Below are 18,359 nucleotides of genomic sequence, written 5' to 3'. Positions count from 1 at the left end.
ATAATAATTTAATAATCTGGTTCACACATTTATGACTGACAAGCTAATAATTTTTGATACGACATTACGTGACGGTGAGCAAAGCCCGGGCGCATCGATGACAAAAGATGAGAAAGTCCGCATTGCCAAGGCACTTGAGCGCATGCGTGTAGATGTTATTGAGGCTGGATTTCCTATCGCCAGTACAGGTGACTTTGAAGCTGTACAAGCTGTAGCTAAAGCAGTTAAAGATAGTCGTATTTGTGGTCTGTCCCGAGCATTAGATGCAGATATCGACAGAGCCGGTGAAGCGCTTAAATTAGCTAATGCGTCACGCATTCATACCTTTATTGCAACATCACCTATTCACATGAAAATGAAACTGCGTATGGAACCTGAACAGGTAATAGAAAATGCAGTTCGCGCAGTCAAGCGTGCTCGTCAATATACAGATGACGTCGAGTTTTCTCCTGAAGATGCCGGTCGAAGTGAAACAGACTTTCTGTGCCAAATCCTTGAGGCGGTCATTGATGCTGGGGCATCCACACTAAATATACCCGACACAGTAGGGTACAACTTGCCACATCAATTTGGCTCATTGATTTCAACATTACGTGAACGCATACCAAATGCAGACAAAGCCATCTTCTCCGTGCATTGTCACAATGATCTGGGCTTGGCTGTTGCAAACTCTTTGTCAGCAGTGATGAATGGTGCACGGCAAGTTGAATGCACTATCAATGGTTTGGGTGAACGGGCTGGTAATGCTGCCTTAGAAGAAGTCGTGATGGCAGTCAGAACGCGTCAGGATATGTTCCCATGTGATACTGGTATTGATACGCAGCATATTTTATCGGCATCACGATTAGTGTCTGGTATCACAGGGTTTGTTGTACAACCAAATAAAGCTATCGTTGGCGCCAATGCTTTTGCTCATGAATCAGGCATCCATCAAGACGGTGTTCTGAAAAATCGTGAAACCTATGAAATCATGCGCGCAGAAGATGTCGGTTGGAATACCAATAGAATGGTACTTGGCAAGCACTCTGGCCGAAATGCTTTCCGTAGCCGCCTGCAAGAACTTGGTATTGAGTTAACCTCTGAAACTGATCTAAATGCCGCATTTACTCGTTTTAAAGAATTAGCGGATAAAAAGCATGAGGTATTTGATGAGGATATTCAGGCACTGGTTAGTGATACCGTTGCGACTGCAGATGAGCGTGTCAGTCTAATTTCATTGAAGGTCTATAGTGAAACAGGTGAAACACCCTTTGCCACTGTCACATTGTCCGTTGATGGTCGAGAAGTGCAGACACAAATGAGTGGTGGAGGCCCTGTTGATGCTGCTTATAAAGCGATTGAGTCAATTGTGCAAAGTCAAACAGAATTACAGCTCTATTCAGTGAACAGTATCACTACCGGTACTGATGCTCAGGGCGAGGTCAGTGTAAGACTTGAGAAAGGTGGACGGATAGTCAGTGGGCAAGGTGCGGATACGGATATCGTTATTGCATCCGCCAAAGCTTACCTGAACGCTTTGAACAAAATCTTAAGTCCTGTTGATAGAGCTCATCCTCAAGTCTAATGGCACTGACTGAATATCAATACTCAGTCTTGACTGAAATGGGTATACCCGTTTGGACAAAACGTCAGAGCAAAAGTACTCAGGATATAGCGTCTACTGAGACCATACCTGCAGACACTCTACAGACTCAGGAGCAGAAAATTCCTGATGATGTGCAAGTCGTTCTTGTCGTTGAAGCGACGGCATTAAACGCTGTAGAACGACGTTTATTAACAAGCATTCTAAAATCAGTGGGGCTAGATAACAGACGTCAATACATAATTGCCTCATCAGAAGTCGTGAGATTGAGTCCAGATGAGCTTAATAGCAAAATAATTCTCACAATGATGAAGAGTGAACAGCGTTTGCCTGAAGGTATTGATGCTGTTCAACTTCCATCGTTAGAAGCTATGATAAGGCAGCCTTCATTGAAAGCGGTTGCCTGGCAACAGCTAAAAACTCACGGTAACGCTTTAAATTAACGGACAAGGCTATGGTTTCTCCAAGAGTAATGACGGATAAGGACTTGCAACTTGTCCATAATATAGAGTGCTCTGCAAATCAGTTTCCGTGGACGCTTAAGAACTTTTCGGATAGTCTTGATGCCGGACATTATGCATGGGTCTATTCTGATACGTATGATGTGGTACTGGGCTACGCCATTTTGCAGTTAGTCCTCGATGAAGCACATCTTCTGAACCTTTGTGTCAGACCAGATATGCAAAGACAAGGATATGGTCGTTTCATTTTAGAACATATCATTGATTTTTCTAAAGCACGATCAGCTTCGATTGTGGTTTTAGAAGTTAGAGAGTCAAATAAAAAAGCACAAAATCTCTATGAGCAGTTAGGTTTTAACGAAATGTCTGTCCGCAGAGGTTATTACCCGGCTGAAAATGGTAGAGAAGATGCAATATTGATGGGGTTGGATTTATCCATGTTATCGATTTTCGGTGATGTGTAAGTAAACTCAAACGGGTAGCACTTGATATCATCTGAGTGCTCTTTTAGAATAATTGACTCAATTACTCGGTTATTTTTCACATATTAGGAGATAAAAATATGGCTTATGAATTGCCACCACTTCCGTATGCTAAGGATGCATTAGAACCAACCATTTCAGCAGAAACGCTTGAATATCACTATGGTAAACATCACCAAACTTATGTGACTAACTTAAATAACTTGGTACCGGGTACTGAATTTGAAGGTAAGTCATTAGAAGAAATTATCACAAAAGCTTCTGGCGGTATCTTCAACAACGCTGCACAAGTTTGGAACCACACTTTTTACTGGAACTGCATGACACCGAATGCGAAAGGCGCACCTGAAGGTGACCTCGCTGCAGCTATCGACAGTACGTTTGGTTCGTTTGATGAGTTCAAAGAAACTTTCAGTAAATCAGCTGCAACAAACTTCGGCTCTGGCTGGACTTGGTTAGTAAAAAATGCTGATGGTAGTATCGCTATTGTTAATACAAGCAATGCCGGTTGCCCATTAACTGATGGTCAAAAACCACTATTGACTGTCGATGTTTGGGAACACGCATATTACATTGATTTCCGCAATGCACGTCCTAAATACCTGGAAGCTTTCTGGGGATTAGTAAACTGGGACTTTGTCGCAGAAAACTTTGCTAACTAATAAGTCGTGACTTAGAGTAAATTTGTTTATTACTCTATAACATTATAAAATACACGATTTTTGATAAATGGCAGTTTCATTTGAAACTGCCATTTTTCGTTTATTGGCCTTAAAAAGCCGTTTTTTTTAATGCCGTCAGGGCAAGGAGTACAAGCCATGACAGAATCGGTCATGCCCACATACGGACGTCTAGACGTCACTTTTAGTGAAGGTAAAGGCGCTTGGTTAACTGATACAGATGGAAAACGCTATCTCGATGCGTTAAGCGGTATTGCTGTATGTAATCTGGGGCATTGCCATCCTGCGGTGACGCGAGCTATTCAGCATCAGGCTGAAACATTAGTGCACACCTCTAATATGTACCATATCGCGTTACAGGAAAAACTGGCTGATAAGTTGACCGCTTTGTCTGGAATGGAGCAGGTGTTTTTTTCTAACTCTGGTGCAGAAGCCAATGAAGCTGCCATAAAAATTGCCCGTAAATATGGCCACAGTAAAGGTATCGATAAGCCTGTAGTAATAGTAATGGATGGCAGTTTCCATGGACGCACCATGGCAACATTGTCGGCTACAGGCAATGCAAAAGTCCAAGTAGGTTTTGATCCACTCGTTCCTGGATTTGTTCGTGTTCCATATAACGATCTTGATGCTTTACGAATGGCAATTGGTCATTGGCCTGAGGCTGTAGCGGTCTTGCTTGAGCCTGTTCAGGGTGAGGGTGGTATCAAAATTCCTGATGCTGAGTATTTGGCAGGTGTGAGAGCCATCTGCACTCAACGCAAACTCTTAATGATGCTGGACGAAGTCCAAACAGGTATCGCGAGAACCGGGAAGTGGTTTGCCTATCAGCATAATGATGGCTTAATACCGGATGTGATGACCTTGGCCAAAGGTCTAGGTAACGGTATGCCAATTGGTGCTTGCCTTGTTGCTGGTAGTGCTGTGGGGATTCTACAGGCTGGTAACCATGGTTCTACGTTTGGCGGTAATCCTCTTGCATGTAGTGCAGCATTGAGTGTTTTAGATACGATTGAACAAGAAGGGGTGTTAGGTCATGTGAATGACCTAGGCAAGCAAATGCTGACGGCTTTCCAAAAACAACTTGTCGGTAAGCCTGGCGTAAAGGACGTACGTGCTCATGGTTTTATGTTAGGTATAGAGTTAACTATGCCTTGTGCTGAATTAGTTAAAAAAGCGTTAGCCGATGGATTATTAATCAATGTCACCGCTGATTCAGTTATTCGTCTACTACCACCACTCATCATTAACTCTGAAGAAGCATCCATGATTGTGGAAAAAGTAAGTAAGCTTGTACTCGATTTTTTATCATCACAACAGGTTGAGAGTGTAGCCTAGCAATGAGACATTTTTTGACATTAAAAGACCTGACTTCAGAAGAGCTACAAGCATTAATCAATCGCGCATCTGAACTCAAAAAAATGCAGCATCAAGGCGAAATTTATCAGCCTTTAAAGAATAAAGTGCTAGCGATGATATTTGAAAAATCATCTACTCGCACACGCGTATCGTTTGAGTCAGCCATGATTCAGTTTGGCGGTGGCTCTATTTTCTTGTCGCCAGATGACACTCAGCTTGGACGAGGTGAACCAGTAGAAGACTCAGCACGCGTGATTTCTTCTATGGTTGATGCGGTGATGATACGTACATTTGAACACGCCAAGCTAGAAACATTTGCAAAGTATTCTTCAGTCCCTGTTATTAATGCGTTGACTGATGATTTCCACCCATGCCAATTATTAGCTGATATGCAAACTTATCAGGAACATCGTGGTTTCATCAAAGGTAAGAAAGTGGTCTGGATTGGGGATGGCAATAATATGTGTCATTCATACATTAACGCTGCACAGCAATTTGGGTTTGAATTACATATAGCAACGCCAGCAGGATACGAGCCTAAGTCTGAAGTTGTGTCTGCTGTTGAAGCGAAAATCGAGTTATTTAACAGTGCTGCTGAGGCTGCTAAAGATGCCGACCTAGTCGTCACCGATGTGTGGGCGAGCATGGGACAAGAGGAAGAGCAACGCAAACGAGAGCAAGCCTTTGCCGATTTCCAAGTGAATAACGACATTATGAAAGTAGCTGCAAAAGATGCTTTATTTATGCATTGTTTGCCAGCTCATCGTGGTGAAGAAGTGACCGCTGAAGTGATTGATGGTGATCAAAGTGTTGTCTGGGACGAAGCAGAGAATCGTCTGCATGCCCAAAAAGCATTATTAGAATTTTTATGTGCGGATAGAGCTTAGTTTAACTAAGCTCTTTTTCTAAGGCTGTCAGACGCTCCAGTGTGCCAATATCTGACCACTGCCCTTTATAGAGTTCTCCAGTCATCCTGTTATCTTGTATCACTTTCTCGAAAATAGGCTTAAGTGCTTTACGTTCAACCTGTAAGTGTTTAAATAATCTTGGATGGTAAAGTCCCATTCCACTAAACGTGAACTTTTTATTTCCTGAAAGCATCACACAGCCATTTTCGGCGAGTGCAAAATCGCCATCAGCATTGTGCTCTGGGTTATTCACCATGACTAAATGGCAGTCACAATTATGCTGAAGTGAATACTTTGCCAAGTTAGAAAAATCATAGTCAGTCCATATATCACCATTGACTACGATAAATGGCTCATCCCCCAATAAAGGTAATGCCTGAGCTATACCGCCTGCAGTTTCTAAACTACCTTCATTTTCCGGTGAATACGTGATGCGGCAACCATAGCGTTCACCAGTTCCTAGAGCGACAGGGAATTGCTCGCCCAGATGAGCATAATTAATCACAATCTCATCAACACCAGCTGCCACTAGATTTTCAATAAGGTATTCAATCAGTCTTTTTTTTCCTGCTTTTACAAGCGGTTTAGGAGTGTGATCTGTTAATGGTCGTAAACGTTCACCGCGACCAGCTGCTAAAATCATTGCTTTCATTTAATTGCCACTATTTCTGGGGTGTTACTCATAAATTCATATAAAGGAGCAAGCGCTTCATAACGTTCACAGACGTCAAAAACATATTGAAGAGTTAATGGTAAGTCATTGAGGTAATTAGCTTTACCATCACGATAGTTTAGGCGGCAAAAGATACCAAGCACCTTAAGGTGGCGCTGTAAACCTGTCATATCGAACCAACGTTGCAAGTGATGACTTTCCTCATAATTTAGCAACTTAGCCTCAATGGCCACTGATTTATAATACTCAAGCCATGACTGTTGTTGTTCATACGGCCACTGAATGTAGCAGTCTTTTAGTAAAGACACGAGATCATAGCTAATGGGACCAATAACGGCATCTTGAAAATCTATAATGCCAAGTGAGTTCTCTTTACATACCATCAGATTTCGACTGTGATAATCACGATGCACAAAGCACACTGGTTGATGTTTAATTTCTTCGATTAAAAAATCGTAGATAATTGATAATGACTCCGGTGCTTTGATGGATAAATGTCTACCTAAAAACCAATCTGGAAACAGTGACATTTCATCACGTAATTTTTTTTCATCGTATAGCGGTAATCCAGCCGTTGCCTCTTGTGGCCTGGACTGTTGCATTTTAACCAGTTCATCAATCGCTGCACGATAGAGTATGTCTGAATTCCCGTGTGCTAATGCTTTCAAAAATGAAATATCACCCAGATCACTCAGCATCAGAAAACCGTTATCTTCATCCTTGTGGAAAATGTGGGGCACTGCAACATCAAACTTTGCAAGAAACTCATCAATATTGATAAAACTACTTATATTTTCATGCTCAGGTGGGGCGTCCATCAGAATATATGTATCGTTAACTGTGTGTAGCCGAAAGTATCGTCTAAAGCTGGCATCACTTGAAGCAACAGTAATGCTGAATGGCTCATCAGGGAATAGTTTTTTTACCCAATCAGTAAGCTGATTAAGTCGGTTATCATCGGTTGTGTTAATCATTTAATGTTTTACTCGAATATATGACACAGTTTTTTTGAGTGAATCAGGTATTGAATTGCACTTTATTTAGCTGTGTAAAAGTCATGCATGAAAATTATGCTGTTCTGGCGTATTATCGGGAATTATTTCCTGCTGGTTGAGTCAATCAATATTCATAACTCAACATAGTATTTGCAACAATGGAGTCGCCATGAAAAAAATTTTAGTATCTGCTTTATTAATAACAGCCTCATCAGTTGTCCTTGCACAAGAGTATGTCACACCTGCTGATATGCCAGAACAAGCACAAACAAAAATGTATTCTATTTTGACTGACTACAATAAATGTATGATGCAAGGACATCTAACTAGCAACTATCAAGGCAACAATCCACAAGAAGCCGCACAAAGTATTTTGCAGAGTTGTGAAACACACCTTGATGAATTGAAAACGCATTTATCATCAAATAATGTTGAAACAAGTCTTGTTGAAGGTATGGCCAAATCGATGCGCTCTAAAGCAGCTCGTCAACTGATGACAAAAACAATGAACAACTATGCGGCTCAGGCATCAGCAATGGCAAATGCTGAAAAACTGAAACAACAACCAGAAAATCAAGAATAATCGATATCCACTACTCATTGGGTTGAAGAATATCGACACCTTCGTTACTCAACAACTCAATGAGTTTTATGAGTGGTAGACCTATCAAGCTATTAGGATCATCACCCTCTAAATGACTGAATAAACTGATCCCGAACCCTTCGGATTTAAAGCTGCCCGCACATTGGTAGGGTTTTTCTTGATTCAGATAGTATTCAATCTGCTTTTCCGTTAACTCTCGAAAATGTACAGTGAATGGCTCAACAATATGCTGCATTGTCTGATTTTCAGCATTGTACAAGGCAAGGCCAGTATAAAAAGTGACGGATTTTCCTGAAGCCATCATTAATTGCTGAATCGCTGTCTGATGGTTACCTGGTTTACCCAAAATATTGCCATCCGCAACAGCAACCTGATCTGAACCGATAATGAGTGCTTGCGGATAGGTTTCAGCAATGACCCGTGCTTTTTCTTGAGCCAGTCGCTCGACTAATGCCGGTGCTGACTCACCTTCCAGCTGTGTCTCGTCAATATCAGGTGAATGCTGAATGAAATTAATCTGCAGCTTTTTAAGTAGTTCAGCTCTGAAAGGTGAGCTTGATCCAAGAATAAGAGTTTGTATCATGATTATAAAATTTTAAGTGATAACGGTTGGCGCTGTTCTGCCTGTCAGTTCAGTAATTTTGGCTAGTTCATCAGCGAGTTGAATAAGATCAGCTAGTGCGAATTGCGTGTCATTGTTTAATTGTTCAGGATCATCTTGATAGGATTCAATATAAACCCGTAAGGTGGCACCCTCAGTACCTGTCCCAGATAGCCGGAAAATGATTCTGTCACCGCCCTCAAAACCGATACGAATACCTTGTTTTTCTGCAACACTATCGTCAATTGGATCATGGTAACTGAAGTTATCTGCATAACTAACGATACGCTCACCAAGCTGCTGTTTAGGTAATGTCGTTAGTTGAAGCTGTAGGTGTTCAATCAGGGCTTCTGCTTGTTCAGTGGGTACACCTTCATAATCATGTCGAGTGTAGTAATTACGTCCAAATGTTAACCAATGTTGATTAACTAATTCCGCCACCGATTGTTGTTTCACGGCCAGAATATTGAGCCAGAAAAGTACAGCCCATAAGCCATCTTTTTCACGAATGTGATTAGAACCTGTGCCAAAGCTCTCTTCGCCACATAAAGTCACGCGGTTTGCATCAAGCAAGTTACCAAAGAATTTCCAGCCAGTCGGCGTTTCAAAGCACTCAACCCCTAATTTTTCGGCTACGCGGTCTGCAGCCTGACTGGTTGGCATGGAACGAGCAATACCAGTGATACCATTTTTATATGCTGGTACGAGCTGAGCATTGGCCGCAAGAATAGCCAAGCTGTCAGAAGGGGTCACAAAAAATTGTTTCCCCAGGATCATATTGCGATCACCATCGCCGTCTGAGGCAGCACCAAAATCCGGGGCGTTATCTGAGAATAACTCGGTCACAAGTTCTTCAGCATAGGTTAGGTTCGGATCTGGGTGGCCATTACCAAAATCAGGTAATGGAATGCCGTTTATGACAGTCCCTTTAGGTGCTCCCAGCAAGTTTTCTAATATCTCAATGGCGTAGGGTCCGGTGACCGCATGCATTGCATCAAATCGCATTGAAAAATCGCTTGTGGTGATAAATGTTTTGATTTTTGGAAAATCAAAAATAGACTGCATTAACTGTGCATAATCTGAGACGGGATCAATCACTTCAACTGTCATTGAGCCCAGCGTTTGCTGCCCTAATTTGTGAAGTGCAATATCGGCTGCATTAGAGATTTTATATTCAGTAATTTCAGCAGAATGTTCATAAATTTTACTAGTAATTGATTCCGGGGCAGGCCCACCATTACTGGTGTTAAATTTGATACCAAAGTCACCATCAATACCTGCCGGATTGTGGCTTGCCGACAAAATCAAACCGCCAAACGCTTTGTATTTCCGGATAACACATGACGCGGCAGGTGTAGAGAGAATACCATTCTGACCGACCCAAACATGCGAAAAACCATTAGCTGCAGCCATTTTTAGAATGATTTGTATCGCCGTTTGATTGTAATAGCGACCGTCACCACCAACCACTAAGGTTTTATCCTCACAATCACCTAGCGCATTAAAAGTGGATTGAATAAAGTTTTCCAGATAATGAGATTGCTTAAAGACACTGACTTTTTTTCGTAAACCTGAAGTGCCCGGTTTTTGTCCTTCGAATGGGCTGGTATTGATCGTCGAGATTGGCATAAAGCTTTCCTAAAATGAGTTATGTGAGCATCATAAATACTAAACTCACGTTACTTGAATTGAATCCACTATACTAAGTCCATGAATAAGCCTCAACACATTGATAAAGCCCAATTGATGCGTATAGCCACCTATGCATCTGTTGTTACGGCTATTACTCTGATAATCGTTAAGCTATTTGCTTGGTTTCTCACTGACTCGGTGAGCATTCTGGCAACACTTGTTGACTCGAGTCTTGATGTGCTCGCATCTGTTTTGAATATGATTGCTGTGCATCATGCGTTACAGCCCGCAGACAGAGAACATCGTTTCGGACATGGCAAGGCAGAGTCTCTGGCCGGACTGGGCCAATCTATGTTCATCGCAGGCTCAGCCGGCATACTGCTTCTTCAGGCTATAAACCGATTGTTTAAACCTGAAGCTATGGAGCAGGGTATGACCATCGGAATCACTGTGATGGTGTTTTCTATCATCGCCACGTTTGCGTTGATGGTATTCCAGAACTACGTGATAAAACAAACGGACTCGACGGCAATCAAAGCTGATGCCTTACATTACAAAACCGACTTACTGGTCAATGGTGGTGTTATTCTGGCGCTTGTATTGAGTCTGAATGGTTGGACATTATCAGATCCGCTTATCGCTATTGCTATTGCCTTATTCATATTACACAGTGCATGGGGGATTGTAAGAGAGTCGATTGATTTACTAATGGATCATGAGTTGCCTGATAATGAACGAGAAAAAATTAGTGCACTGATTTTAAAACATCCTCAAGCGCGTGGCTTACATGATCTTCGTACACGACGATCGGGGACAACAGTGTTTATTCAACTTCATCTTGAATTGGATGAAACATTGAGTTTGAGGCAAGCTCACGACATTGCGGATGCACTTGAACGAGAGATAGCTGATTTGTTTGATGAAGCGGAAGTCATCATTCATGAAGATCCTATTACACATTTACCGCTGTAGCCTTAACATAAAATGAATACAATACAACGATGATTTCGTATAATTAGTACACAACAATATTGAGGCCAGTACGATTATTAATTTAGATTTATCCATTCAAGTAGCCATTGCTACAGCGATTTTTTTCCTGTTGTGTATTGCACTCATCATTAGACGTAAAAGAAAGCGTTCTTTTTACTCTCGCAAATTAGAGCGCGCATTACAGACTGTCAAAAAAGAAGAAGCAAAATCGATAATCATTCCTGACGGGTTGGGGGGAATGATTGAAATTGAACGTTTAGTATTGATTGAACAAGGATTGTTAATTATTGAAACTTATCCCATGTCAGGTCACTTGTTTGGGGCTGATCATATCGATCAATGGACCCAGATCATTGATGGCAGAAGTTTTAAATTTACTAACCCACTGCATAGAATCTATAACTCCAAACACGCACTTCAGACACTGGCACCGAAGATTCCTATTTTTTGCCGAATCGTGTTTTCTGAAAATAGTAACTTTCCAAAAGGCAAACCCGAGGAGGTGTCTGTCATTGATAGTTTGAGTGACGACCTCAAAAGTCTTTCTGAATATCCCAGTATAAATCAACAAGGGCAGATTGCCTGGGAGCGTATTATCCGAGTTGCACGGACTGATGGACAGTCATTATTAAGGGATGTTTGAACCATGATGGATACAAAACCGCTTGTTCTCGCTATTTCATCTCGCGCCTTATTTGACTTGGATGAAAGTCATCGCATCTATGAAGATCAGGGCACAGAAGCTTATTGTCGCTATCAAATAGAAAATGAAGATGTCCCCTTAGCGCCAGGCGGTGCCTTTAGTCTGGTACGTAAATTACTCGCGTTAAATGACAACAACCCAAACACACCCAAGGTTGAGATTATTTTATTGTCTCGCAATAGTGCTGATACGGGGCTTCGTGTTTTTAATTCTATTCAACATCATGGATTAGCCATTACCCGCGCAGTATTTACATCTGGAAGCAGTCCGTATCGTTATGTGGCGCCGTTTAATGCACATTTATTTTTATCAACCAGTCCTGAGGATGTCGGAATGGCGTTAGAAGCAGGTATTGCTGCTGCGACAATTCTGCCTTCACACATTAGGAATAATAATGATAGCGATCAACTTAGAATTGCATTTGATGGTGATGCCGTTCTGTTCTCTGACGATTCGGAGCGAATTTTCAAAGAAAAGGGATTAAAAGCATTTACTGAAAATGAACAACAGACCGCACGTGAACCTCTGCCTGGTGGGCCGTTTAAAGATTTTTTAATGGCGCTAAATCAAATTCAGACGGAATATGGTGAAAATGCTTCACCGATCAGAACAGCACTGGTAACTGCGCGATCTGCACCAGCACATGAACGTGTTATCAGAACCCTAAGGGCTTGGGAGATCCGTATCGACGAAGCAATATTTTTAGGTGGCATGGACAAAGGACCATTTTTGAAATCATTTGGCGCTGACATATTTTTTGATGATCAAGAAAAGCATTGTCAATCTGCGCTTGAGCATGTCGCTACAGGCCATGTGCCACATGGTGTAGCTAATCAGAAAAAGTCTTTGGATTAATATTGAATGGTAAACACTGCGCTATCTGATTGGGTCAAACAACTTAGTGAAGTGGATATGCCGATCTTTTCGGGAACGGTTGCCAACGTCACAAAAGCTCTAAATAGCGGAAAAAGTTCAGCGTCAGATGTCGCCAATATTATTCTTCAAGATGCCTCTTTGACCAGCCGGGTTTTAAAAGCGGTGAATACTGTTCATTTCAATCCAACAAAGCACAGTATCAGTACGGTATCTCGTGCAGTCATGGTCATGGGCTTTGAGCAAATCAAGGTCTTAACCCTGTCAATGGCCCTGATTGACAATTTACAAGCAGGTGAACAGCGTACACAACTGATACAAGAAATGGCATTTGCTTTTCATGCTGCTACTCAGGCACGAGAATTTGCTAAGCATTTAAAGCGCAATGATGCTGAAGATATCTTTATAGCAACGTTACTTTCGCGTCTGGGCTATATGGCTTTTTGGGCATTTGCTGATAAAGAAAGTCAGGTCTTACTCAATGATTTACAAAAAGGTAATGAATCCACCCAAGCAGAACTGAAGGTCTTAGGGTTCAGGATTGTCGACTTAACCAAAGCTTTGTGTCATGACTGGGCTTTAGGCGATTTGCTGAATGATTATCTTAATAACCAATTATCAGAAAAAAATACCCAGCTTATTTCATTAGCCATTGATGTGGCTGAATCTGCCCAGCATGGCTGGAATGAAGCTGAGCTTGAGCTTGTCGCGATACAGGCTTCAAGTATCTGTGAGCTTTCAATTGAAAAAGCGAAAAACCTGGTTCTATTAAATGTCAATAAAGCAAAAGAACTCACTATTTTATACGGTAGCGAGCAAATAAGCCGTGCTATACAGCTCCCAGATTACTTAGATGAGCATCATGAAAAGACAGATGTGCCCGACGTTAATAATCATAATAAAAAGTTGGAAGCTGATTTTGATTACCTGATGAAAGTATCTCAGGAAATGGTACAAGCCCTTGAAGACATACCATTACCCTCGATTAACATCATGCTTGAGATGACTCTAGAAGGATTGATACGTGGCTTAGCCATGGATCGAGCCATATTCATGATATTGAATGAGGCTAAAACTGACTTAATTTGTAAGTCAGTTTTAGGTGAGCAGACAGAATATCTCAAACAGCGATTAACCATCACTTTAGACAAGAATCCAGCTTTTAGTCAATGCGTAGAGCAGCGCCATGCCGTATTTTTATCAGTTGACGAAGCAGGTCAGCTTTCCAAGCAGATACAAACCACATTAGGTAATCCGCCGCATTTGCTTATGCCTGTCGTGGTTAAAAACAAAGTTATTGGTATTTTTATGGCTGATCGACATCAAACTCAGCGAGAAATTTCTCAACAAGAATTCATTGCATTTCAGCAGTTTTGCCAACAAACAAACATGGGAATTAGTTTTTTAGCAATTCAAGGCTAGTTTTATCGGAATGTTATCGCTATAATAGCCGACTTCTTTCAGGCATCAGGCATGTCTGATAAATAAATATGCGAGAGTGGCGGAATTGGTAGACGCGCTGGATTTAGGTTCCAGTAGGGTAACCTGTGAGAGTTCGAGTCTCTCCTCTCGTACCATTACTACAAATAGGCGGATGGCGAAACCGCCATGCCTAAATCCCCATGTTTGAGGTTAGAGAATGCAAGTTACTGTAGAAAACGTGAGCGAACTTGGTCGCCGTATGACCGTCACAGTCGAAGATGCCAATATCGAACAAGCAGTACAGGATCGCCTTAAGTCAATTAGACCTAATGTGAAAATGGCCGGTTTCCGTCCAGGTAAAGTACCGATGAACATGGTCGCGAAAACACACGGTCCATCAGCTCGTCGCGAAGTAATCGACTCTCTTGTACAAGAAAGCATGCGTGAAGCCTTCACTCAAGAAGGAATCAACCCAGCAAGTCCTCCTCATATAGATAGCATGGATGAAAAAGGCAGCAACTTCATCTATACACTCAACTATGAAGTCTTCCCTGAAGTAGACAATGTCAAACTAGACGATATCAACTTGGAAAAAACAGTTGCTGAAGTCACTGATGAAGACGTTGACCGGATGCTTGAAACATTACGCGAACAACGTATGACATGGGAACCTTTAAAACGTGGTGCAAAAGATGGTGATGGCGTCACCATTGATTTTGTTGGCACCATCGATGGTGAAGAATTCCAAGGTGGTAAAGGCCAGGATGTACTTCTTGAGCTTGGTCAGGGCCGTATGTTGCCAGAGTTTGAAGAGCAATTGATTGGCAAAAAAGCGGATCAAGAAGTAGATGTGACATTGACATTCCCTGAAGACTACCGCGCTGAGCATTTACAAGGTAAAGAAGCTAAGTTCGCAGTGACAGTTAAACAAGTCGCTAAGAAAAAGCTACCTAAGCTAGATAAAGAATTTGCAGCACTATGCGGTGTTGAAGAGGGTATTGCCGCATTGAAAAAAGAAGTTCGCGCTAATATGGAACGTGAACTTAAGTCTGCACTAAAAACGTTAAACAAACGCAAAGCGATGGATTCGATAGCAGAAAATAATGACATCGCTCTGCCATCAGCGCCAGTAGAGCGTGAAGCTCAATATCTAGTAGAACAAGCAAAGAACAATCTCCGCAATCAAGGCGTGAATGTCGAAGGCTTGCCATTTAATCCAGATAATTTTAAAGATAATGCAGAAAAACGCGTTAAGTTAAGCCTTTTGATTGGTAAGATTATTTCGGATAACGAAATTCGTCCTGATGAAGATCGCGTTAAAGAAGCTATTGACGCAATTGCTGCGAGCTATGAAGATCCAGAAGAAGTGGTTACTTTCTACATGAACAATCAAGAAAGATTGTCTGAAATTCAAATGACAGTCGTTGAAGACATGGTGGTTGAATGGATTTACGACCATGTTAAAGTAGAAGAGAGTACATCAACATTCTCAGACGTCGTTAATGCAGTGTCTAACTAATTAACAACGCTGATACTGAATGCAGCCCGTACTCATGTGAAATGGGTATGGGCTGTTTTTTTATTGGGACCTTGAAATTAGGATGGTTATGACAAATAAATTTTCTGGTGATGAAACCAGTATGATTCAGAATGCATTGGTACCTATCGTTGTAGAGCAAACATCTCGTGGTGAACGCTCGTATGACATCTTTTCTCGCTTATTAAAAGAACGTGTCATATTTTTAGTTGGTCCGGTAGAAGACCAAATGGCAAATTTGGTTGTTGCACAGTTACTATTTCTTGAATCGGAAAATCCTGATAAAGATATCCATCTATACATTAATTCACCTGGCGGCGCTGTTACAGCTGGCTTGGCAATTTACGATACGATGCAATTTATTAAACCCAATGTCAGCACATTGTGTATCGGACAAGCAGCCAGTATGGGGGCAGTATTGTTAGCCGGTGGTGCTGAAGGCAAACGTTATTGTCTACCTAACTCTCGTATTATGGTTCATCAACCATTAGGCGGATTCCAAGGACAGGCGTCTGACTTTGACATTCATGCAAAAGAGATTCTGAGTATTCGTGATCGTCTAAATGGAATTCTCGCAAAACATACTGGTCAAGATATAGAAGCTATTCGCAAAGATACTGATCGTGATAACTTCATGAATGGTGAACAAGCTGTTGAATACGGCTTAATTGACTCAGTATTGACAAGCCGACCTACAGAATAAGTAGTATTGGTCGATAAAATTTATAGATGACGCGTAAGGTAGTAAAAATATGAGTGACGACAAAAATAACGATGATAAATTGCTTTATTGCTCTTTTTGTGGAAAAAGCCAGCATGAAGTCAAGAAATTAATCGCTGGTCCATCCGTATTTGTGTGTGATGAATGCGTCGAACTATGTAATGACATCATCCGTGAAGAAATGCAGGAAATGGCCACTGAAGAGGCTGAATCAAAACTGCCAACGCCACGTGAAATTAACGAAGCACTTGATAACTATGTTATTGGGCAAGAAAGAGCGAAGCGTTATCTTTCTGTTGCAGTCTACAATCACTACAAACGTCTCCGTACGGCGCACAAGGGAAGTGATGTTGAACTTTCTAAAAGTAATATACTTTTAATTGGTCCGACTGGTAGTGGTAAAACATTGCTAGCAGAAACATTAGCAAGACAGCTAAATGTGCCTTTCACTATGGCTGATGCAACCACCCTGACTGAAGCGGGCTATGTCGGGGAAGATGTTGAAAATATCATTCAAAAGCTTCTACAAAAATGTGACTATGATGTCGACAAGGCTGAAACAGGTATCGTTTATATCGACGAGATAGATAAGATATCTCGTAAATCTGATAATCCATCTATCACACGTGATGTTAGCGGTGAAGGTGTACAACAAGCACTCCTCAAGCTGATTGAAGGCACGATTGCTTCTGTTCCTCCTCAAGGCGGAAGGAAACATCCTCAGCAAGAATTTTTGCAAGTTGACACCAGTAAAATCTTATTTATTTGTGGCGGCGCTTTTGCTGGTCTTGATAAAGTGATCAGAAACCGCACTCAGAAAGGTGGCATAGGTTTTTCTGCTGAAGTGAAAAGTGTTGACGATAATAGACCTTTGAGCGAGTCATTACGAACTGTCGAGCCTGAAGATCTGATTCAGTATGGGCTTATTCCTGAATTTGTAGGTCGCTTACCTGTTGTTGCCACACTGGATGAGCTTGACGAAAAAGCCTTAGTTCAGATTTTGACTGAACCGAAAAACGCGCTAACCAAGCAGTATCAGCAATTATTCAATATGGAAAATGCTGAGCTTGAGTTCAGAGATGATGCATTACGTGCGATTGCAAGGAAAGCAATGGAGAGAAAGACAGGTGCACGTGGGCTCCGTTCGATTATCGAAAATGTCTTACTTGATACCATGTTTGAGCTACCATCAGCCGATAATGTCTCAAAAGTTGTGATTGATGAGAGTGTCATCGCTGGTGAAAATGCACCAATTTTGATTTATGAAGATCAAAATACGGACTTAGCATCCGGCGACAAATAATCGGTCAAACGAACCATTCTGTTTACACACTAAATCAAGCATATTTCTCAATATGCTTGATTTTTTATTGTCTGTCCCCATATTAATTTTATGTTGAAAATTGGGTGTCGACAGACACATGTATGAGGTTTGCCTTAATGGAAAATGAATTAACCACCACTTCTAGCGATAACAGTATGAAGGTTGTCCCCGTTTTACCACTTCGTGATGTTGTCGTATATCCCTATATGGTAATACCGCTTTTTGTAGGGAGAGATAAATCTATCAAAGCCCTCGAACAAGCGACTGACGAGAGTAAACAGATTCTACTGGTGGCTCAGAAAGATTCTTCTGAAGATGCACCTGACACCGACGGTTTATATGAAACCGGCACACTCGCGAATATTTTACAATTATTAAAACTGCCTGACGGCACAGTTAAAGTATTGGTTGAAGGTGTTCAGCGTGCCAGTGTGGCCTACTTCACTAACCATGAAACTCACATAGAGGCTGAAGTCGCGCCGTTCTTAGATGAAGTTGATGACGATAGAGAAGCCGATGTTTTAATGCGGACCTTGCTAGGACAGTTTGAGCAGTACGTAAAACTGAACAAAAAAATACCACCAGAGGTTATTTCGTCGCTTTCCAGTATTGAAGATGTTTCGCGGATGTCTGATACCGTCGCAGCGCATATGACGTTAAAACTTGAAGATAAGCAGCTGTTATTGGAAATGGCGGATGTAAAAGACCGCATTGAAAAATTAATGGCTTTTCTGGAATCGGAAATCGATATTCAGCAGATTGAAAAACGCATTCGTAATCGCGTCAAAAAACAGATGGAAAAAAGTCAG

The 18,359-nt window shown here is 41.5% G+C and carries 19 protein-coding genes and 1 tRNA gene; 16 read left to right on the top strand and 4 right to left on the bottom strand.

Annotation, left to right across the window (positions count from 1 at the left end):
• Positions 1 to 31 precede the first annotated feature (31 nt).
• The 6 genes from B3014_RS10670 to argF all read left to right on the top strand — a co-directional run bounded on the left by B3014_RS10670 (position 32) and on the right by argF (position 5,451).
• Positions 32 to 1,564 (top strand): 2-isopropylmalate synthase, encoded by a 1,533-nt coding sequence (locus B3014_RS10670; protein ID WP_289245319.1) that lies wholly within the window; start codon positions 32 to 34, stop codon positions 1,562 to 1,564.
• The gene (locus tag B3014_RS10665; RefSeq protein ID WP_289245320.1) at positions 1,564 to 2,025 is read left to right on the top strand and encodes a DNA polymerase III subunit psi; all 462 of its coding nucleotides are present in this window, start codon (positions 1,564 to 1,566) and stop codon (positions 2,023 to 2,025) included. The genes B3014_RS10670 and B3014_RS10665 overlap by 1 nt, the downstream gene beginning before the upstream one ends.
• A gap of 11 nt (positions 2,026 to 2,036) precedes the next feature.
• Positions 2,037 to 2,507, top strand: a complete 471-nt coding sequence (gene rimI, locus B3014_RS10660) for a ribosomal protein S18-alanine N-acetyltransferase (protein ID WP_286304689.1) — start codon at positions 2,037 to 2,039, stop codon at positions 2,505 to 2,507.
• Between the two features lie 98 nt (positions 2,508 to 2,605).
• A complete protein-coding gene (sodB, locus tag B3014_RS10655) occupies positions 2,606 to 3,187 on the top strand; it encodes a superoxide dismutase [Fe] (RefSeq protein ID WP_289245321.1) in 582 nt (193 codons plus the stop codon).
• Between the two features lie 156 nt (positions 3,188 to 3,343).
• Positions 3,344 to 4,543 carry an aspartate aminotransferase family protein gene (locus B3014_RS10650; protein ID WP_289245322.1) on the top strand — a complete coding sequence of 400 codons (1,200 nt, stop codon included), beginning with the start codon at positions 3,344 to 3,346 and terminating at the stop codon, positions 4,541 to 4,543.
• 2 nt (positions 4,544 to 4,545) lie between these two features.
• Entirely contained in the window at positions 4,546 to 5,451 is a 906-nt protein-coding gene (gene argF, locus B3014_RS10645) for an ornithine carbamoyltransferase (RefSeq protein WP_286304686.1), read from the top strand.
• 1 nt (position 5,452) lies between these two features.
• Here the strand turns inward: argF and murU are convergent, their stop codons facing one another.
• Positions 5,453 to 6,124: an N-acetylmuramate alpha-1-phosphate uridylyltransferase MurU gene (murU, locus tag B3014_RS10640; RefSeq protein ID WP_289245323.1), complete on the bottom strand. Its 672-nt coding sequence runs from the start codon at positions 6,122 to 6,124 to the stop codon at positions 5,453 to 5,455.
• Entirely contained in the window at positions 6,121 to 7,119 is a 999-nt protein-coding gene (locus tag B3014_RS10635) for an aminoglycoside phosphotransferase family protein (protein WP_289245324.1), read from the bottom strand. The genes murU and B3014_RS10635 overlap by 4 nt, the downstream gene beginning before the upstream one ends.
• Before the next feature lie 190 nt (positions 7,120 to 7,309).
• On the opposite strand from B3014_RS10635, the gene B3014_RS10630 reads away from it, so the two are divergent.
• Positions 7,310 to 7,723, top strand: coding sequence for a hypothetical protein (locus tag B3014_RS10630; protein WP_289245325.1), 414 nt, complete (start codon positions 7,310 to 7,312; stop codon positions 7,721 to 7,723).
• Positions 7,724 to 7,733: 10 nt separating this feature from the next.
• Here B3014_RS10630 and B3014_RS10625 read toward each other — a convergent pair whose 3' ends face one another.
• Both B3014_RS10625 and B3014_RS10620 read right to left on the bottom strand, forming a co-directional pair.
• A complete protein-coding gene (locus B3014_RS10625; protein WP_289245332.1) occupies positions 7,734 to 8,324 on the bottom strand; it encodes a Maf family protein in 591 nt (196 codons plus the stop codon).
• A gap of 15 nt (positions 8,325 to 8,339) precedes the next feature.
• Positions 8,340 to 9,974 (bottom strand): alpha-D-glucose phosphate-specific phosphoglucomutase, encoded by a 1,635-nt coding sequence (locus tag B3014_RS10620; protein WP_289245326.1) that lies wholly within the window; start codon positions 9,972 to 9,974, stop codon positions 8,340 to 8,342.
• Between the two features lie 81 nt (positions 9,975 to 10,055).
• Here B3014_RS10620 and B3014_RS10615 point away from each other — a divergent pair, with 81 nt between their 5' ends.
• The 9 genes from B3014_RS10615 to B3014_RS10575 form a co-directional block, all read left to right on the top strand.
• Positions 10,056 to 10,949, top strand: a complete 894-nt coding sequence (locus B3014_RS10615) for a cation diffusion facilitator family transporter (RefSeq protein ID WP_289245327.1) — start codon at positions 10,056 to 10,058, stop codon at positions 10,947 to 10,949.
• A 130-nt stretch (positions 10,950 to 11,079) separates the two neighbouring features.
• Positions 11,080 to 11,613 carry a nuclease-related domain-containing protein gene (locus B3014_RS10610; protein ID WP_289245328.1) on the top strand — a complete coding sequence of 178 codons (534 nt, stop codon included), beginning with the start codon at positions 11,080 to 11,082 and terminating at the stop codon, positions 11,611 to 11,613.
• A gap of 3 nt (positions 11,614 to 11,616) precedes the next feature.
• Complete coding sequence (locus tag B3014_RS10605; RefSeq protein WP_414683052.1) at positions 11,617 to 12,528, top strand: 5'-nucleotidase; 912 nt, start codon at positions 11,617 to 11,619, stop codon at positions 12,526 to 12,528.
• A gap of 6 nt (positions 12,529 to 12,534) precedes the next feature.
• A complete protein-coding gene (locus tag B3014_RS10600) occupies positions 12,535 to 13,968 on the top strand; it encodes an HDOD domain-containing protein (RefSeq protein ID WP_289245329.1) in 1,434 nt (477 codons plus the stop codon).
• Positions 13,969 to 14,038: 70 nt separating this feature from the next.
• Positions 14,039 to 14,123, top strand: a tRNA-Leu gene (locus B3014_RS10595).
• Between the two features lie 62 nt (positions 14,124 to 14,185).
• On the top strand, positions 14,186 to 15,487 hold the full coding sequence (gene tig / locus B3014_RS10590; protein ID WP_289245330.1) for a trigger factor: 1,302 nt from the start codon (positions 14,186 to 14,188) through the stop codon (positions 15,485 to 15,487).
• 88 nt (positions 15,488 to 15,575) lie between these two features.
• Positions 15,576 to 16,208 carry an ATP-dependent Clp endopeptidase proteolytic subunit ClpP gene (gene clpP / locus B3014_RS10585; protein ID WP_286304676.1) on the top strand — a complete coding sequence of 211 codons (633 nt, stop codon included), beginning with the start codon at positions 15,576 to 15,578 and terminating at the stop codon, positions 16,206 to 16,208.
• Between the two features lie 49 nt (positions 16,209 to 16,257).
• Positions 16,258 to 17,529: an ATP-dependent Clp protease ATP-binding subunit ClpX gene (clpX, locus tag B3014_RS10580; RefSeq protein WP_286304675.1), complete on the top strand. Its 1,272-nt coding sequence runs from the start codon at positions 16,258 to 16,260 to the stop codon at positions 17,527 to 17,529.
• A 176-nt stretch (positions 17,530 to 17,705) separates the two neighbouring features.
• Positions 17,706 to 18,359, top strand: a 654-nt coding sequence (locus B3014_RS10575) for an LON peptidase substrate-binding domain-containing protein (RefSeq protein ID WP_349675878.1), incomplete at its 3' end; no start/stop codon positions are given.

This window comes from Methylophaga sp. UBA678 (assembly GCF_002299105.1).
Classification (GTDB): domain Bacteria; phylum Pseudomonadota; class Gammaproteobacteria; order Nitrosococcales; family Methylophagaceae; genus Methylophaga; species Methylophaga marina.
The sequence above is the reverse complement of the archived record's forward strand: the minus strand, read 5'-3'. Positions and strand labels throughout refer to the sequence as shown.

What these genes read in the sequence shown, in the direction of transcription:
- B3014_RS10670 (WP_289245319.1), top strand. Translation starts at nt 32, where the DNA reads ATGACTGACAAGCTAATAATTTTTGATACGACATTACGTGACGGTGAG.
- B3014_RS10665 (WP_289245320.1), top strand. Translation starts at nt 1,564, where the DNA reads ATGGCACTGACTGAATATCAATACTCAGTCTTGACTGAAATGGGTATA.
- rimI (WP_286304689.1), top strand. Translation starts at nt 2,037, where the DNA reads ATGGTTTCTCCAAGAGTAATGACGGATAAGGACTTGCAACTTGTCCAT.
- sodB (WP_289245321.1), top strand. Translation starts at nt 2,606, where the DNA reads ATGGCTTATGAATTGCCACCACTTCCGTATGCTAAGGATGCATTAGAA.
- B3014_RS10650 (WP_289245322.1), top strand. Translation starts at nt 3,344, where the DNA reads ATGACAGAATCGGTCATGCCCACATACGGACGTCTAGACGTCACTTTT.
- argF (WP_286304686.1), top strand. Translation starts at nt 4,546, where the DNA reads ATGAGACATTTTTTGACATTAAAAGACCTGACTTCAGAAGAGCTACAA.
- murU (WP_289245323.1), bottom strand. Translation starts at nt 6,124, where the DNA reads ATGAAAGCAATGATTTTAGCAGCTGGTCGCGGTGAACGTTTACGACCA.
- B3014_RS10635 (WP_289245324.1), bottom strand. Translation starts at nt 7,119, where the DNA reads ATGATTAACACAACCGATGATAACCGACTTAATCAGCTTACTGATTGG.
- B3014_RS10630 (WP_289245325.1), top strand. Translation starts at nt 7,310, where the DNA reads ATGAAAAAAATTTTAGTATCTGCTTTATTAATAACAGCCTCATCAGTT.
- B3014_RS10620 (WP_289245326.1), bottom strand. Translation starts at nt 9,974, where the DNA reads ATGCCAATCTCGACGATCAATACCAGCCCATTCGAAGGACAAAAACCG.
- B3014_RS10615 (WP_289245327.1), top strand. Translation starts at nt 10,056, where the DNA reads ATGAATAAGCCTCAACACATTGATAAAGCCCAATTGATGCGTATAGCC.
- B3014_RS10605 (WP_414683052.1), top strand. Translation starts at nt 11,617, where the DNA reads ATGATGGATACAAAACCGCTTGTTCTCGCTATTTCATCTCGCGCCTTA.
- B3014_RS10600 (WP_289245329.1), top strand. Translation starts at nt 12,535, where the DNA reads ATGGTAAACACTGCGCTATCTGATTGGGTCAAACAACTTAGTGAAGTG.
- tig (WP_289245330.1), top strand. Translation starts at nt 14,186, where the DNA reads ATGCAAGTTACTGTAGAAAACGTGAGCGAACTTGGTCGCCGTATGACC.
- clpP (WP_286304676.1), top strand. Translation starts at nt 15,576, where the DNA reads ATGACAAATAAATTTTCTGGTGATGAAACCAGTATGATTCAGAATGCA.
- clpX (WP_286304675.1), top strand. Translation starts at nt 16,258, where the DNA reads ATGAGTGACGACAAAAATAACGATGATAAATTGCTTTATTGCTCTTTT.